Origin of the sequence: Dactylosporangium sp. NPDC050588 (genome assembly GCF_040654975.1) — a bacterium.
Taxonomy (GTDB): domain Bacteria; phylum Actinomycetota; class Actinomycetes; order Mycobacteriales; family Micromonosporaceae; genus Dactylosporangium; species Dactylosporangium maewongense.
Genome location: NZ_JBFAJA010000051.1, coordinates 15365 through 32113, shown reverse-complemented (window position 1 = coordinate 32113; position 16749 = coordinate 15365). Strand labels below are relative to the sequence as shown.

9 protein-coding genes and 1 pseudogene are annotated in these 16749 nt (G+C 74.2%); 6 read left to right on the top strand and 4 right to left on the bottom strand.

From position 1 onward, the window contains the following. Positions 1–11: 11 nt before the first annotated feature. A complete protein-coding gene (locus tag AB0I21_RS31860) occupies positions 12–410 on the bottom strand; it encodes a hypothetical protein (RefSeq protein WP_360566696.1) in 399 nt (132 codons plus the stop codon). Between the two features lie 108 nt (positions 411–518). Here AB0I21_RS31860 and AB0I21_RS31855 point away from each other — a divergent pair. After that, positions 519–1139, top strand: a pseudogene (locus tag AB0I21_RS31855) (phosphoribosyltransferase family protein); the annotation flags it as partial. Positions 1140–1842: 703 nt separating this feature from the next. Here AB0I21_RS31855 and AB0I21_RS31850 read toward each other — a convergent pair. Further along, complete coding sequence (locus AB0I21_RS31850; RefSeq protein WP_360566694.1) at positions 1843–2847, bottom strand: alcohol dehydrogenase catalytic domain-containing protein; 1005 nt, start codon at positions 2845–2847, stop codon at positions 1843–1845. Positions 2848–3008: 161 nt separating this feature from the next. Between AB0I21_RS31850 and AB0I21_RS31845 the strand changes: the two genes are divergently transcribed. Together AB0I21_RS31845 and AB0I21_RS31840 are read left to right on the top strand one after the other, a co-directional pair. Next, positions 3009–3815: a polysaccharide deacetylase family protein gene (locus tag AB0I21_RS31845; protein ID WP_360566692.1), complete on the top strand. Its 807-nt coding sequence runs from the start codon at positions 3009–3011 to the stop codon at positions 3813–3815. Between the two features lie 15 nt (positions 3816–3830). After that, entirely contained in the window at positions 3831–4304 is a 474-nt protein-coding gene (locus tag AB0I21_RS31840) for a DUF3995 domain-containing protein (RefSeq protein WP_360566690.1), read from the top strand. A 106-nt stretch (positions 4305–4410) separates the two neighbouring features. Here the strand turns inward: AB0I21_RS31840 and AB0I21_RS31835 are convergent, their stop codons facing one another. Then, positions 4411–4716 (bottom strand): hypothetical protein, encoded by a 306-nt coding sequence (locus AB0I21_RS31835; RefSeq protein WP_203844309.1) that lies wholly within the window; start codon positions 4714–4716, stop codon positions 4411–4413. Positions 4717–4731: 15 nt separating this feature from the next. Then, positions 4732–5616, bottom strand: a complete 885-nt coding sequence (locus tag AB0I21_RS31830) for a hypothetical protein (protein WP_360566688.1) — start codon at positions 5614–5616, stop codon at positions 4732–4734. Between the two features lie 94 nt (positions 5617–5710). Here AB0I21_RS31830 and AB0I21_RS31825 point away from each other — a divergent pair, with 94 nt between their 5' ends. The 3 genes from AB0I21_RS31825 to AB0I21_RS31815 are packed head-to-tail and all read left to right on the top strand — an operon-like array spanning position 5711 to position 16736. Beyond that, on the top strand, positions 5711–13507 hold the full coding sequence (locus AB0I21_RS31825; RefSeq protein WP_360566686.1) for a hypothetical protein: 7797 nt from the start codon (positions 5711–5713) through the stop codon (positions 13505–13507). Then, positions 13504–15879, top strand: coding sequence for a right-handed parallel beta-helix repeat-containing protein (locus tag AB0I21_RS31820; RefSeq protein ID WP_360566684.1), 2376 nt, complete (start codon positions 13504–13506; stop codon positions 15877–15879). The genes AB0I21_RS31825 and AB0I21_RS31820 overlap by 4 nt, the downstream gene beginning before the upstream one ends. 17 nt (positions 15880–15896) lie before the next feature. Then, positions 15897–16736 (top strand): ricin-type beta-trefoil lectin domain protein, encoded by an 840-nt coding sequence (locus AB0I21_RS31815; protein WP_360566682.1) that lies wholly within the window; start codon positions 15897–15899, stop codon positions 16734–16736. Positions 16737–16749: the final 13 nt, after the last annotated feature.

The window sequence follows — 16749 nt, the reverse complement described above, 5'->3', positions numbered from 1 at the left end:
GGGAGCCGCGGTCACGCGGCGCCGGCCGTGCAGAGCCAGTCGGCCGCCTCGTGGCCGATGTCGAGCCCCCGGCCATCGAGCCCTCGGCCATCGAGCCCCCGGCCATCGAGCCTGCCGGACAACCACGACCGGGCGTGCTGCCAGGTGAAGTCGTGCCGGACCCAGGCGTAGCCGGCCATATCGGCTCGCTCGCGGTCGCCGCCGTCTTCTGCGTGCGTTCGCTCATCGGATGCCATCTTCGTTCTGAGGAACGGCTGAGTCGCGGGATGCTTGTCGTATCCAGCGTCGCGCGGATCGCCTGGCACGCCCAGCACCGTTGGTCCCGAGCGGCCGGCCCGCGCCGCGTTGCGTCGCGCCCGGCGGTGAGGTGGCGGCACGGGACCTTCGGCCCTGACGATCTCCGCCGTCACCGCGTCACGGTGGCCGGGTGAGGCCGATGTGCGGGCCGCGTACCGACCTGTACGAGGTCCGGACGGCGGTCGGCCACTGCCGCCGCCGCTGCCACCTGGAGGTGGATCATGAAGATCGCAACCCCGCTCTTCAGCGACCGGGTCGACGCGGGCCGCCGACTGGGCCGCAAGCTGACCCGGCTGCGCGGCCAGGACGTCGTGGTGCTGGGCCTGCCCCGTGGCGGCGTGCCCGTCGCCGCCCAGGTCGCCGAGGAGCTGAACGCCCCGCTGGACGTCATCGTCGTGCGGAAGCTCGGCGTGCCGTGGCAGCCCGAGCTCGGCATGGGTGCCATCGGCGAGGACGGCGTGCGCGTGCTCAACCAGCGCGTCATCAACCTGGCCGGGATCGGCGACGAGCAACTGGCCGCGGTCGAGCGGACCGAACTGGCGGCACTGCGCCGCCGCGCCGGCCTGCTGCGCGGCGACCGGCCGGCGATCGACCTGGCGGGGCGGACCGTCGTCATCGTCGACGACGGCATCGCGACCGGGTCGACCGCACGGGCCGCCGCGTGGGTCGCCCGCGCCCGAGGCGCCGCCCGCGTCGTCCTCGCCGTCCCGGTCGCGCCCACCGACGCGATCGGACCGCTGCTGCGCGACTGCGACGAGGTGGTCGCCGTCCGGTCGCTGCACAGGCTGTCGTCGGTCGGCCAGTCGTACGAGGACTTCACGCCGACCACCGACGACGAGGTCCGCGACCTGCTCATCCAGCACCGGGCGGCGAGCCACCCGGCACCGGTCCGGGCGCACTGGCACGACGAGCAGGTCGTCGCCTGCCCGCGGACCCTGCGCCTGCCCGGGCGCCTCACCGTGCCCGCCGGCGCCGACGGACTGGTCGTCTTCGCCCACGGCAGCGGCAGCAGCATGCGCAGCCCGCGCAACGAGTACCTCGCCGCCGTGATGCACCAGGGCGGGCTCGCCACGCTGCTGTTCGACCTGCTCACCCCGGACGAAGCGGCCGACCGGGACCAGGTGTTCGACATCGCGCGGCTCGCCCACCGGCTCACCGAGGTCACCGCGTGGGCGCGCGAGCACCCGCTGTGCGCGACGTTGCCGGTCGGCTGGTGCGGCGCCAGCACGGGCGCGGCCGCGGCGTTGTGGGCGGCCGCGGAGCCGCATGCCGACATCGCGGCGATCGTCTCCCGGAGCGGCCGCCCCGACCTGGCCGGGTGGCGGCTGTCCGCGGTGACCGCACCCACCCTGCTCATCGTCGGTGGCCGCGACACCCGGGTCCTGGCGCTCAACCGGGCCGCGCAGGCCCAGCTGCGCTGCCCCAGCCAGCTGATCGTCGTGCCCGGCGCCACGCACCTGTTCGAGGAACCGGGCACCCTGACCACCGCCGCCCTGCAGGCCCGCGGCTGGTTCGTGAAACACGGACTACGGCAGGCCACCGGGTTCAGGGCGTGACGACGACCTTCAGGCCGGCGCGCCGGACCGCGGTGCGGAACGCCTCCGTGGCCTCGGAGAGCGGGAAGCGGTGCGTGACGAGCGACGCGACGTCCACCCGCCCGCGCTGGACGAGGTCGATCGCGCGCGGATAGACGTGGTTCATCCGCCGGCACATCGCGAACGTCAGGCCCTTGCGCCGGGCCGCCCCCGCCGGGAGCGTCGTCGTGTCCTCGTCCGGGATGCCGACCAGGACGACCCGCCCGCCGGGCCGGGCCGCGGCGACCGCCGCATGCACGGCCCGGTCGTTGCCGGCCACCTCGAACACCACGTCGGCGTCGACGCCGTCCATGTGGTCCGCGGTCTCGGCGGTCACGGTCTCGTCGGCGCCGAGTCTGCGTGCCGCATCCGTGCGGTGTACGAGGGGATCCATCGCCACCACACGGGTCGCGCCGGCCACCCGTGCGAGCTGGATCAGCAGCAGGCCGATCGGTCCGCAGCCGACGACCGCGACCGACCCGCCGAGCCGCAGGTGCCCGAGGTCGAAGGCGTGGACCGCGATGCCGAGCGGCTCCAGCATCGCGCCGTCGGTGTCGGAGAGGTCGTCGGGCAGCGGGTGCAGCAGGCCCGTCGGCCACGCCAGCCACTCGCGCAGCGCGCCGTCGAGCTCGCCGTGCCCGGCGAAACGGACGGTGGGGCAGAGGTTGCGGTTCCCCTCGAGGCATCTGGCGCACCGCCCGCACGGGATGGCCGGGTCGACGGCGACGCGGCGGCCGTGCAGGGGACCGCCTGTCACGACGCCGGCGAACTCGTGGCCCGGCACGACCGGCCGGGTCAGCCGCGCGTCGCCGATGCCGCCGTGGGTGAACCAGTGCAGGTCCGAGCCGCACAGCCCGACGGCGGTGACCCGCACCAGGCTCATGCCGTCGCCGGCGACCGGCCTGGGCTCGCTGGTGCCGCGCAGCGCGCCGATGCCGTGCAGCCGCACCGCCACGCCGGTGTCGTCGTTGTCCATGCGGCAATGATGGCGCGGCGGACCACCGGCTCGGGGATGTCCATGATGCAGAACTCAGGGAAAGCCCTTGGTGGTGCGGGTGATCAAACCGGTCGCGGGGAGGACGACCCGCCTCGTGTCTCCGTGACACGATGCTGCCACGGGCGGACGGGGGAGCAGCGATGGCGCTGTCGCGACGAAGATTCCTGGCGGGGGCGGGGCTGGCCGCGGGCGGGGTGCTGGCCGGGGCGTCGGGCGGTCCGCTCGCGCGGCGGGCGTTCGGGCTGGACCACCCGCCGTTGAGCGGTGGGTACGCGTCGGCCGCCGACGTGCTCGCCGACGCGCAGTCGCCGAGCACCACCATCACCTACCACGTGCGCACCGACGAGCCGCTCGTCGCGTTCACCTTCGACGACGGGCCGGCGCCGAAGTGGACGCCCATGGTCCTCGACGCCCTCGACGAGTGGCAGGTGCCGGCGACGTTCTTCATGGTGGGCCGCAATCTCAGGCGGCACGCGGACGTCGTACACGGGCGGCTCGACCGCCACGAGATCGGCAACCACACGTGGTCACACCCCGACCTCGCCACGCTCGACCTGCGCCACGCCGTCGACGAGGTGCGCCGCGGCGACGAGGCGATCCGCGAGATGACCGGGCGCGCGCCCACGCTGTTGCGGCCGCCGTACGGGCACCTCGGCGGCTCCACCGTCCTCGCCGCCGACAAGCTCGGCTACCGGCTGGTGCTGTGGTCGCACCAGATGGACGAACGGCGCTACCAGCGCGACCCGCAGGAGCAGGTCCGCGCCATCGTCGACGCCGTGCAGCCAGGGTCGATCGTCCTGGCGCACGACGTCGGCCAGCCGCGCCGGCTGGTGGCGCTGCGCCACCTCGGCGAGATGTTCGCCGGCCTGCGGGCGCGGGGCTTCCGCTTCGTGACGGTGTCGGAGCTGCTCGCCGCGGACCAGGACCCGGCCACCCGCCGCCCCTGACGCCGGTCGAGAGCCATGGCAGACAAGCCCGCAGCAGCCCGTCTCCTCATGGGAGCCGCAGCCGCGGGCCTACTGCATGCTGGGTTCAGTCTCTACTGGGCGTTTGGTGGTCGCTGGCTGCTTCCGACGGTTGGCCAGTGGGCAGTGACCGTTGCGCGGGAAGCGCCGGTCACCGCCGGTTTGGTGCTGGTCGCCGTCGCTGCGGTGAAGTGCACGGTCGTGGTCGTGCCGCTGCTGACCAGCAGAAGGTCGCTCCCTCGCCCGGGCGCATGGCGAGCGTTCGCGTGGCTGGCCGCCATCGTGCTCACCGGATACGGGGCGTTGAATTCCACCGCGGCCTGGCTCGTTCTGGGTGGTGCACTGCGACCGGAGGGTGGCTTCGATCGGCAAGCGATGATCGGCCACGCCTACCTGTGGGATCCGCTGTTTCTCGTGTGGGGTCTGCTCCTCGGGGCCGGCCTGCGTGTCGCCCGGCCGGCGCGCGAATAGCCACGAGACGGGCTTGTGGCGGTCAAGGGCCTGCTGGCGCCGTGTGCTTCCTCCCGCAACGGCCCTGCTGGTCCGCCCGGGGAACGGACCAGCAGCGGCGGTGGGGTCAGGAGCCGGCGGAGCGGATCTTGCCGGCCATGTCGACGTCCATCTCCTCCATCGAGGTGCGGATGTCGCGGAACTGCTTCGCGAAGTCGTTGATGCCCTTCATCGCGGCGAGGAGGCTGGTGTTGAACTTGTCGTACGACTCCTTCATCGCGGGGCTGGACTGCTGGAAGACCAGGCCGTCCTCGAGCAGGTTGGACACGTCGCTGCGCAGGGACTCGAGCATCGGGAGGATGTCGCGGACGGCGCCGTCGAGGCGGGTCGAGGTCGCCTCGATCTTGTCGTAGTCGAGTGAGATGTTGGGCATGGCGGGCTCCTTCGGTCAGACGCCGATCGGGTAGCTGGAGTAGTCGGTCTCGTCCTCGGGCGTGGTCTTCTCGACCTCGTCCCAGCGCGCGTACTGATCGCCGCGCGTGTACTTCGTCACCGTGCCGTCGCTCTCGGTCACGGTCATCGTGCCGCCGCCGCCCTCGTTCAGGGCGATGACGGTGTGCGTGGTCGAGCCGTCGCCCGCCGTGGTGTCGGTCACCGACGAGCCGTGCTCACCTGTCGTCGTCACCGAGTGGGTCGTGCTGCCGTCGCTGTAGGTGGTGTCCGTCGTGTACGACGTGCGATCCGCCGAATACGTGGTGGTCGAGGTGTACCGCTGGTCGCCGTTGACGACCGTGGTCTCCTCCTTGATCACGTTGTAGTTCTCGTCGAGCGTCAGGTGGGTGTGCACCGATCCCGTCTCGGTCGTGATCGTCGAGTCGGTCGGCGGCGGGCCCGGGTCGGTCGCGGAGCAGAAGCCCGGCATCGACCCGTCCGGCCCCGGCACGCAGTCACCGCGGTGCGCCTGCAGGTAGTCCCAGGCGTCCTTGGCTTCCTTCCAGCGGTCCAGGTCCAGGCTGGCGCCCATCATGCCCATCCCGTTGGCGATCTGGGCGTCGACGTCGAAGTACCCGTCGGCGACCGCGCCGAAGATGTCACCGAGCTCCCGCAGGTCGTCCTCGGCCTTGCTCATCGGATGCTGGGCCATCCGGTACAGGCTGCGAAACGACCCAGCCAGTCCGTCGTTGCCGAACACCGCGTCCGAGTCCTCGTATTCGATGCTGCCGACCTGCGAGAACACCGTGTCGCCGAGCTTCGGCCCGATCCGGTCGGCGAGATCGTGCAGGTCCTTCTTGGCCTCGTGCAACAGCCCGTAGTCGATGGCGAAGTCGGGCAACGCGGCCTCCTCTCGTGGTCCCGCCTCGACCACGTGTGAACCGTCCGGCGGGTTCACACGTGGTCATGCAGATCCGCTACGAGGGGGTGTCCGCGTGCCACGACCGACCGACTGGGACAAGGTCGGCCTCGGCGGCGACCCGACCCCCGGCGACCCCGCCCGGATCGACGAGGTCATCGCCTCGCTGCGCAGTCTCGGCACCGTCGCCCGCGAGGTCGACACCGCGCTCGCCGCCGTCCTGGACACCGCCGGCCCGGAGGCGTTCGCCGGCAAGACCGCCGAGGCGCTGCGGGAGAAGATCAGCGGCCGGCTGCGCGGATTCGTGCAGAGCCTCGCCGAGGCGTTCGAGTGGTCGGCGACGGCGCTCACCACCTACGTGGCGGTGATGCGCGACGAGCAGTGGCGCGCCGACCAGGCACTCACCCAGGCCCGAGGGATGGCGGAGGACGACCCTGGCCGGCCGGCGCTCACCGACACCGCCCGCACCGCGGGGGAGCACCAGAGCGCCGCGGCCGACACCGCCTCGAACCGGATCGTCGAGGCGTACCAGAACATCAAGCAGCCCGTGTCCGGCTGCGAGGAGTTCTGGGAGATCTTCAAGTGGATCGCGATCGCCCTGATCCTGCCGGCGCTGGTCTTCGGCGGCCCGATCGCGCTCGTGGCCATCGGCGTCAACCTGGCCCTGTTCATCAAGACCGCGGTCGACTTCGCCCACGGCAACGCCACCGCGCTGGAGTTCTTCCTCTCCGCCCTGGGCATTCTCGCCCCCACCACCCGGGCCGTGCCGATCTTCCAGATCATCGCCGCCGGCGCGAAGTTCGCCTGGAACGGGCTGAAGGCCGGCGCGTTCGCGGTGTTCAAGTTCTTCGGCAACGCGTTCCGCGGCATCATCAGCCACCCGTTCGTGATCTTCCCCGGACTGCACGACATCGCGACCGTCGCCGGCACCTGGATCCGCAACGGCGCTCTGTGGCTGCGGACCGGCATCACCGACCTGCCCGCCCTCACCGGCATCGCGCTGTCGAAGGCGGGGCTCTTCGTGGTCAACGGCGTCCGCGGTATCCAGGCGTTCGCCACGAGCGTGCCCTCGATGGTCGCCAAGTTCGGCGCCAGCACCTGGACGTTCCTGAAGACCGAGTTCGGCGGCAACCGCTGGCTGCGGCTCTTCCTGCCCGCCGAGGCCGACGAGCTGCACCTCGGCGTGTGGAAGGCGACGAAGCTCGCCGTCTTCGACCGCGGTGTCCTGGGCCATCACCTGTACGGCCTGCCCCGTCCGCACGTCTTCCTCCCGGAGAGCGGGGGCGGCGGCGTACATCTGGACCTCAACGACGTGCGCACCGGCAACCTCACCGTCCCGCCCCGGATCGAGACCGTCAACGTCGGGTCGTTCGAAGGCATCGGCAGGATCACCCCGACCCCGCCGGCGATGCAGCTGCACAGCACCATCGGCGACGGCTTCCACTTCAGCGGCGACGCGGTCCGCAGCATCGACGCCATCATGCTGTCGCCGATGGACACGCTGACCCGGGTGCGGGTGGAGGGCATGAGCATCGGCATGCCGCCCCTGCACACCTTCGACCCCGGCACGGGCGTCAGCGCCGGCGTACACCTGCAGCCGGTGTCGCCGGCGCAGCACGCGGGCGTCGGCGGCAACCTGCACCTGCCGGCCGTCTCCGCGGTCACCGCCCCGCCGCCGAGCTCCCTGCTCGGCGGCATCCATCTCGGTGAGACCGGCTCCATGACGGGCGCCGTCCACCTGACCCCGCCGGGCGCCGTCACCCACAACGCCGTCCCGCCGGCGAGCGTCCTGGCCAACGCCGTCCCCCCTCCGGCGGGTCTCACCCACGCGGGCGCCACGCCGGTCCTCGCGACGGCCGTGCCGCCACCGGCGGGCCTCACGCATGCCGGTGTCTCGCCGGTACTGGCGAACGCCGCGCCCCCGCCGGCAGTCATCGCGAACGGCGTGCCGGCGCCCGGCGGGTTCACGCACGCCGGTCCCGCGCCGGTCGCGCTCGGGGACGCGATCACACCGGGCGCCCTCACGCACGCCACCCCGGCCCCGTCCGTGCACAACGGACTGCACCTCGGCCCGCCGCCCTCGGCGCACGCCGGGGCGATGGACCTGCTCGCCCAGCACCCGGGTGCGGCGCCCACCGCGCACACGCTGATCGGCACCCCGGGCGGCGCGGTCAACGGCGCCGGCGCCCGCATCGGCGATCACACCGGCCTCGCGATCGGCGCCCAGCACGTGTCGCAGGACCTCGGCGCCCTGAGCCGGGGCCTCGACACCCCGCCGGTGTCCCAGCTCGTCGTCACCCGCCTCGACGGCGTCTCCGCCCACCCCGGCGCCCCGGCCACGACCCCGGCACACCTCGCCGGCTCCCCGCCCGGCTCGAACGGTGCCGCCGGCCTGCACCCCACCCCGGCCCACGTCGCCGGCTCCCCGCCCGGCTTGAACGGCGCCGTGGGCCTGCATCCCACCCCGGCCCACGTCGCCGGCTCCCCGCCGAACGGGAACGGCACGCTGCACGCGGCACCGCACAACGGTGACCTGGTCGTCCCGCACACGCCGGTGCGGCACGGCGCGGATCCGTCCGCCCTGCACGCCCCGCCCCGGCACGACCCCGGCGCCCCGGCGATCCACGGCCCGCACCATGCCGGCACACCCACGGTCCACGTGCCCGCCGGCGCCTCGGGCAGCCCCGCCCACCTCGCCGGTGTGCAGCCCCCACCCCCGGTCGCCCAGCTCGCCGTCGACGTCCGAGCCCTGAGCGGCGCAGACAACACCGTCCGGACCGGCGCCGGCGTCGACCCGGGTCCGGGCGGACGGGCCGGCGCCGGCGTCGACCTGGGTCCGGGCGGACGGGCCGGCACCGGCGTCGACCTGGGTCCGGGTGGACGGGCCGGCAGCGACATCGACCCCGGGCCGGCCACCCCGCCCGGCGGCGGCGCGGCGGACGCCGGCGTCGACCTGGTCACCGTCACCCTCGCGCTCGGCCTGCTGCAGACGCAGATCAGCCGGGGCGCGCCGCACGCCGGCGGCGCCGCGGTCCGGGACGCCGGCATCACCCCGCCCCCGCCGGCGTCGAGCGCCCGCCCGACCGCCGCACAGCTGGACGCCGCCTGGCAGCATGACAGCAACCGCATCGCCGGACTGTTCGGCGCCATGGACGATCCGCTGCGCCGGCAACGCCTGGACACCTGGGGCCAGTACACGGGAGCCCGCAACGAACTCGGCCGCGTCGAGGCACTCTGGAACGACATCCAGGCCCGGCCCGGGCAGTCGTCCAGCGGCCCGGGTGTCGCCCACGTGCACGCCGGCAACGCCCACCAGGCCGCCCTGATGCGCGTCGAGCGCCTGGAGACCGAGCTGCGCGGCCTCGGCGTCAACCCGGCCGCGATGGACGCCCGGATCTCCGAGCTCACCGCCAGATCGCTGCGGGACCGGCCGCGGCTGCTCGGCGGCGGCGGCAACCTCTCGCGGATCGTCAACGACCTGTGGGCCGGCGCGCCGATCGACGGGCACGTCGTGCTTCGCGGCGCCGACGGTGGCGGGATCGGGCTGCGGATCGACGAGCACGTCGACGCCGCCGGCGCGGCGCAGCTGCGGCTGATCGACGACGACGGCGCCGTGGTGCCGCACCTGACCGTGACGGAGTTCGACGGCGGGTACCAGATCGGCGGCGGCACCGGGTTCCGCCGCTTCGACGCCGACGGCGACCTCACCGAGGTCGGCACGGTCCTGCGCGGGCTCGACGGGCACGACCTGCAGGGCCGGTTCGTGGTGGAGCCGGTCGGCGGGTACGCCATGGGCGGCGTGCGGATCGAGAGCACCGGCGGCCACGCGATCACACGGCACGGCGACGGCTTCCAGGTCGCCGACGGCGCCGGCTTCCACCGCTTCGACGCCACGGGCACCGCGACGGCCACCGGCCGCCCGCTGCGGGACGCGACGGGCGCCCCCGTCGGCGGCCAGTTCGTCGTCACCCACGGCGCCGGCGGCCACACCGTCGAGGTCGCCGACCCCAGGTTCACCACGGCCGTGCACGGCGGCGGGTTCCAGGTCACGGACACCGCCGCGCACCACGCCTTCCAGCGCTTCGACCACACCGGCGCGCTCACCGAGACCGGCCGGCCGCTGCGGGACGCGGGCGGCGGCGTGCTCGGCGACCGCTTCCACGTCCGACCGGTCGGCGGCGCGCCGGCCCGCATCGAGGTCACTGACGCCAGATTCACGGTCGCGAGGCACGGCCCGGGGTTCCAGATCACCGACACCGCGGCGCACCACGCGTTCCAGCGCTTCGACCAGGCCGGCACCCTGACCGCGACGGGCCGCCCGCTCACCGACACGGGCGGCGGGGTCCTCGACCACCGGTTCTGGGTGACGGACGCGCACGGCGCCGGCGGCCGGATCGAGGTCACCGACCCCAGGTACACGGTCGCGGCGCACGGCGGCGGGTTCCAGGTCACCGACACCGCGGCGCACCACGGGTTCCAGCGCTTCGACGGCACCGGCGCGCCCACCGAGACCGGCCGGCCCCTGCGGGACGTGGGCGGCAACGTGCTCGGCGACCGGTTCCACGTCCAGCCGACCGGCGGCGCGGCCGCCCGCATTGAGGTCACCGACCCCCGGTTCACGGTCACTGCGCACGGCGGCGGGACCCAGATCACGGACACGCTCGGCGGCAACGCGTTCCAGCGCTTCAACGGCGCCGGTGCCCACCTGGAGACCGGCACGCCGGTGCACAACCTCGCCGGCCGGGCCGACCGGGTCGTGGTCACCCCTGCCGCCGGCGGTGCCGGGCACGTCGAGGATCTGGCCGGCGTGCGGCTCCAGGGCCTCCAGGTCGCCGCGGACGGCGCCGGCTACCGGGTCACCGACCAGCTGGGCCTGCACGCCGGGGAGTTCCGCCGGTACGGCGCCGCCGGCAACCTCCTGGAGCAGTCCTTCAACGTGCTGCGCGACGCGGCACCCACCACCCGGCAGTTCGTCGTCAACGCCGCCGGCCGGACCTGGCACCTCGCCGACAACGGCGTCCCGCTGCCCGCCGGCGCGTTCCACGCGGGGACCGTCGACGCGGCCGCCGCCGGCTCGGGGCGGGTCCGGCTGCTCAACCGGTCCGGCGTCGAGGTCTTCGACCGGCGCCCGATCCCGGGCGGCACCAGCCTCGACGTGTTCCGCCGCATCGACGGCGACTTCGGCCGCACCGCGCAGCGCCCGCAATGGGTGGAGCTCACCCCCGACGGCCGGGTCGTCGACCACGGCGTACGAAAGTTCGACACCAACGCCGTCGGCTGGCGGGACGTCGACCACCACGGCCGGCTCGTGCACGAGTTCCGGCAGGGCCTCGGCGGCGGCGACGTCGTGGGGCTGCGCGGCGCCCTCGGCGACTGGACCTGGCACCGCTTCGACGCCGCCGGCAACCGGCTCGGCCACGGCCCCCGCACCCTGGACCGCGACGGCGGCTGGACCGACCGGCTGCCCCCGGCCGGCGGCAACCCCGGGCCGGTCGTGCAGCGCCAGTGGGGCACCGCACACGGCCCCGCGAACGCCGGCGTGTATCAGCAGTTCGACCTCGGCGCCGGCGGCGTACGCCGGGACACGTGGCAGACGCACTCCCCGCACGGCAAGGACGCCGGGAAGCTCGAGGCGCTGCCGGGCGGCGACCGCCTGGAGACCCGCCGGTGGTCGGAGCAGCGGCCGCCGCAGTGGGCCCGCAAGTTCCTCGCCGGCGTCGACGAGGACGTGTTCCGCGCCAACCCGCACCTGCGCACCGACACCCGCTTCCAGCTCTACGAGTGGCGCCGCCTCGACGCCCACGGCAACGTGCGGGCGCAGGGCTTCCGGTTCGTCGGCATGAACGACGCCTCCTACGACTTCACCAACGCCGGCCGGTTCGTGCGCTCCAGCGCCAAGCTCGACCACGGCAACACCCTGAAGGTCGGCCACGACACCGTCCCGCTCCCGGGCGGCGCGGTCCACGACGCCAACCGCATCCCGTGGACCGAGGGCAACGGCAACCTGTCGGGGCACCGGGTCAACGTCGGCCCACACCCCGACGGCCGGATCTGGGAGGACCGGTTCGTCCCTGGGCAGCAGCAGGGCAACTGGTACGAGTTCGGCGGCCAGCAGCACTTCGTCGCCCGCGCCGGGTACGCCGACGGCTCGATCAAGGAGTTCCACCGCCCGCCCGCCGCCGGTGCCGCCGACGGCGGGTCCGCCAGCCGCGGCGCCGCGCACGAAGGCACCGGCGTCTGGGTGCGCAAGGACCCGCACGGCGTGGTCATCGGTCGCGCCGACGACTGGCCGGACCCCGCCGGCGGCGTCAACCGGGTCGAGGCCGACGCCCCGGAGCGCGCCGGCACATGGAGCTGGTCCGGCTACAACGCGCGCAGCGACAGCCGCACCTGGCAGTGGCGCGACGGCGCCGGCCAGACCGGCACGCGCGAATACGGGCGCGGCTTCAACGGCCCGCACACCACCTACGACGACTCCTTCCGCGACACGGTCCGCGGCGCCGACGGCCACCAGGTCCTCATCCGCGAGCGCCGGATGCTCGACGGCGGCGGCTACGTCGACTCGTGGCGGGTCGACCTGCCCGGCGGCGGGCACGAATGGCAGTGGCGGAAGATCGACAAGTACGGCAACGTCGCGGCGGCCCCGGGCGCCAACCCGCTGCGCCGCTGGTGGGACACCAACGCGGGCAACGGCGCCGGCGGCTGGGTCGCCGACTGGTTCGGCGGCGCGACCCGCTTCCGCGACGAGGTCACCGACGGCGCCGGCGCCGCGGTCGTGGTCCGGGAGATCCCGGCCGGCGCCGAGATCGGCCGGATCCGCGAGTACACCCTCGGCACCCCCGGCGCGTGGCGCGAGTTCGACATGGGCGCCACCGTCCGGGACCGCTCGCAGTTCGGCACCGGGTTCCTGGAGCGCGACGCCTGGCGCGGGCAGTGGCGCGAGTACGACGCCACCGGGCTCACCATCGCCCGCCGCACCGACGACGGCTACGTCTTCGAACGCGGCGCCGGCGGGATCTGGCAGCGCGCCGGCCGCGAGCTCGACTACCGCGGCGGCGTCACCGAGGTGCGGGGCTGGAACCGGCGCATCCGCGAGGCCAACCGCATGGAGTGGGGCGGCGAGCTGCGGCTCGGCACGCACACCGAGGCCCTGTACGAGCCGTACTGGAAGCTCGCCCTGCAGAAGGCGGCCCTGGAGTTCTCCCAGGAGTTCCTGCTCGAGTTCGCCGCGAACCTCGCCGTCAACGGCATCGTCGACGCGATCGCCGGCACCCAGTTCAACGGCAAGGACGTGTTGAAGGCGTTCGCCAACGCCGCGGTCGGCGCGGCCGTGAAGCAGGCCGTCGGCTCGCTCGTGCACGACAACAAGTTCGGCGCCATGCAACGCTCCGGCGACTGGAAGGCCGGTCTCGCCAACATCGACGGCGGCAAGGGCTGGCACCGCAAGCCGCTCAACCACGACAAGCACTGGTCCAACGAGTGGGCCGGCAACGAGACCGCGACCCGCTGGCGCGGCGGCACCTACGACTTCGCGTTCAACGTGCCCGTCGCCGGGCTCACCGGCTTCGTCAACGGCAGCATGAACGCGGCCGTCTTCGGCATCACCGACGCCAACGGCAACACCGTCTACCTCACCGGCGGCGCCGCCGTCTACGACGGCCTGCTGTCGGCCGCGGCCGGCGTCACCGGCGCCGTCACCACCAGCATCGCCAAGACGCTCTTCAACTCCGGCCTCGGCGGCCGGGCGTTCCACCGCCAGGGCGTCGCCGAGTTCGCGCTCCAGCTGCCCTGGAAGATCATCGAGAAGACGGTCACGTCGCAGCTTCTCAAGGAGTTCCGCATGCACGACAACCCCTGGTACTACGCCGGATGACCAGGGTCCTGACCGTCTCCGGCGCCCGCGGCGGCCGCGGCACCCACCGGACGATCGCCGAGGCCGTGCGCGCCGCCGCGCCCGGCGACACCATCGTGGTCGCGCCGGGCCGCTACCCCGAGCCGGTCCACCTCGACCGTGACGTGCACCTGCGCCCGGAGCACGGCACCGGCAGCGTCGAGATCGGCACCCTGACCCTCACCGCCGCGGCCGCCACCGTCACCGGGCTGGTCGTGCGCGGTGCCGACCCGTCCCGCCCCGCCGTGTCGGTCCAGGACGGCGCGGGCGCGATCCTGGACCACGTCGAGGTGCACGGTGGCCGGATCGAGGCCCGCGCGGTCGACGCCGTCGCCGCCGTCGTCCTCCGCGACGTCGCCGTGCGCGGTGCCGCCGGCACGGCGCTGCACCTCGCCGGCGACGTCAAGGCCGAAGGGTCCGACGTGCGCCTGGAGGCCGTCGCCGGGGTCGGGATCGTGCTGTCCGGCGCCGCCCAGCTCGCCGCGGTCCGGCTCCTCGTCCGCGCCACCGACGGGTCCGGGATCCGCGTGCGCGGCACCGCCCGGCTCAGTCTCACCGACTGCCGGATCGACCGGGCCGGCCGCGACGGGCTCCTCGTCGAGGACGCCGCGGCCGTGGTCGCCGACGAGTCCCGCATCGACCTGTCCGGCGCCGCCGCCGTCCAGGTGTCCGGCGCCGCCCGGGTCAGGCTCACCGACTGCCGCATCACCGGGCCGGGCGCCAGCGGTCTCGTCGTCACCGACGACGCCGAGCTCACCGCGGCCGGCTGCACCGTCCGCGACACCTCCGCCAACGCGCTCCTCGCCGTCGGCGCCGCCCGCGCCGTCCTCGACGGCTGCCACCTCACCGGCGCCGGGTTCAGCGCCGTGCACACCGGCGGCACCGCCGACGTGCAGCTCACCGCCTGCCGGGTGCGGCACGGCGCCGAGCACGGCGTCCACGCCGTGGAGCAGTCCCGGGTCACGCTCACCGACTGCGACCTGCGCGACCTCACCATGACCGGCCTGCACGTCGGCGACCGCGCCTGCCTCACCGTGGCCGGCTGCACGATCGCCGACGTCGCCACCGGCGTGCGGATCGCCTCCTCGTCCCCCGCCGACCTGCGCCAGTGCGCCGTCCTGCGACCCAAAGAGGTCGGCGTCGAGATCGTCGCCGGAGGCGCGCTCACCCTGACCGGCGGTCGCGTCACCGACGCGGGTGCCGCGGGCATCGTCATCGACACGGCCGCCACGGTCCGGATCACCGCCGCCGACGTCACCGGCGGAGGAGGCTCCGGACTGGTCGCGTGGACCGGCTCCCGCCCGCAGGTGGAAGGGCTGCGCGTCGACGGCGTCGCGAAGAACGGCATCTACGTCGCCCAGGGCGCCGGCGGGCAGTTCACCCGGTGCGACGTGATCGCGACCGGCTTCGCCGGCCTGCACGTCGACACCGCCGCCGACCCGGTGTTTCAGGACTGCCGCATCCACGACGCCGCCACCGGGCTCGCGCTGCCGGCTGCGTCCCCGGCGAAGTCCCCGGAGGTCACCGCCGTCCCCGCCCCCGACGAGCTCTCGCTCGACGACCTGCTCGGCGAGCTGGCCGAGCTGGTCGGCCTCGACCGCGTCAAACGCGACGTCGGCACGCTCGTCAAGCTCATGCAGACCGTCCGCCGCCGCGAGGAGGCCGGCCTGCCCGCCCCGCCGCTGAGCCGGCACCTGGTCTTCGCCGGCAACCCCGGCACCGGCAAGACGACCGTCGCCCGCCTCTACGGCCGGTTGCTCAAGGCCCTCGGCCTGCTGCGCCGCGGCCACCTCGTCGAGGTCGACCGCAGCGCCCTCGTGGGCGAGTACGTCGGCCACACCGGCCCGAAGACCGCCGCCGCCGTCACCAGCGCCCTCGGCGGCGTCCTGTTCATCGACGAGGCCTACTCGCTCGTGCCCCGCTACGGCGGCAACGACTTCGGCCAGGAGGCCATCGCCACCCTCGTCAAGATGATGGAGGACCACCGCGACGACGTCATCGTCATCGTCGCCGGCTACCCGGGCGAGATGGACCGCTTCATCGGCGCGAACCCGGGCCTGGCCTCACGCTTCACCCGCACCCTGCACTTCGACGACTACGACACCCCGGAGCTGGTCGCCATCGTCGAACACCAGGCCGCCGGACACCGGTACGAACTCACCGACGCCGCCCGCGGTGGCCTCGTCGACTACTTCACCGCCCTGCCCCGCGGCGAAGGCTTCGGCAACGGCCGCCTGGCCCGCCAGGTCTTCCAGGAGATGACCGAACGCCAGGCCCAACGCGTCGCCGAACTCCCCGACGCCACCGGCGACGACCTCGTCCTGCTCGCCCCCGAAGACCTGCCCACCCGATAGCCCCGACTGGAGCAGCCATGTCCCCGTTCGCCGACGCCTTCACCCGCCGCCCCACCGTGCCCCGCCGGGGCTTCATCCCGGCGCCCCGCGTGTTCGTGGTGTCGGGTGTCGTACTGGCCGTGGCGGCCCTGCCGTTCATCCTGCCCTCGGGTCCCGCGGCTGACGCCGGCCGCACCGCCGGCCCGGGCTTCGTTCCCCGCCCCGCGGCGGCGACCTCCACCTCCGCGACGCCGCCCGCTCCCACGGCCGGTCCCGCCGCGTCCAGCTCTCCCACGCCCCCCGGCGGCTCGGGCGGCAACGGCTCAGCCGGGCCGGGGCCCGGCTCAGGCGGGTCGGGCTCCGGCGCGGGTGCCGGCGGGTCGGGTGCGGGCGGTTCGGGCTCCGGCGGCACGGCGACCGGAGCCCAGGCGGGCGCCACCACGACCGCGGCCGCCCCGGCGAAGACCACCGCCAAGGCCGTCGCCCCGCCGCCCTCGATCCCCGGTCGCGCGATCGTCGGTGTCCAGTCCCGCCTCTGCCTCAGCGCCGCCGCGGGCAAGGACGGCACCGCCCTGGTGATCGCCACCTGCGACGGCTCCGCCGCCCAGCACTGGGAGACCCTCCCCGACGGCACCATCCGCTCCGTGAGCCTCTGCATGGACGCCGCCTGGGCCGGCACGGACGTCTACACCGTCGTCCAGGTCGCCTACTGCAGCGGCAACCGCGCCCAGCAATGGCGCCTCAACGCCTCCAACGACCTCGTCAACGTCAACGCGGACAAGTGCGCCGACGTCATCGAGCGCCGCACCACCACCGGCAGCCCCGTCAAGCTCTACTGGTGCAACGGCCAGGACAACCAGAAATGGTTCTGGCGCTGACCGCTGGACTCCT

Bases quoted from the DNA above. Each gene is read 5' to 3' on its own strand.
- AB0I21_RS31850 (WP_360566694.1), bottom strand. From the start codon at position 2,847: ATGGACAACGACGACACCGGCGTGGCGGTGCGGCTGCACGGCATCGGC.
- AB0I21_RS31815 (WP_360566682.1), top strand. From the start codon at position 15,897: ATGTCCCCGTTCGCCGACGCCTTCACCCGCCGCCCCACCGTGCCCCGC.
- AB0I21_RS31845 (WP_360566692.1), top strand. From the start codon at position 3,009: ATGGCGCTGTCGCGACGAAGATTCCTGGCGGGGGCGGGGCTGGCCGCG.
- AB0I21_RS31835 (WP_203844309.1), bottom strand. From the start codon at position 4,716: ATGCCCAACATCTCACTCGACTACGACAAGATCGAGGCGACCTCGACC.
- AB0I21_RS31820 (WP_360566684.1), top strand. From the start codon at position 13,504: ATGACCAGGGTCCTGACCGTCTCCGGCGCCCGCGGCGGCCGCGGCACC.
- AB0I21_RS31840 (WP_360566690.1), top strand. From the start codon at position 3,831: ATGGCAGACAAGCCCGCAGCAGCCCGTCTCCTCATGGGAGCCGCAGCC.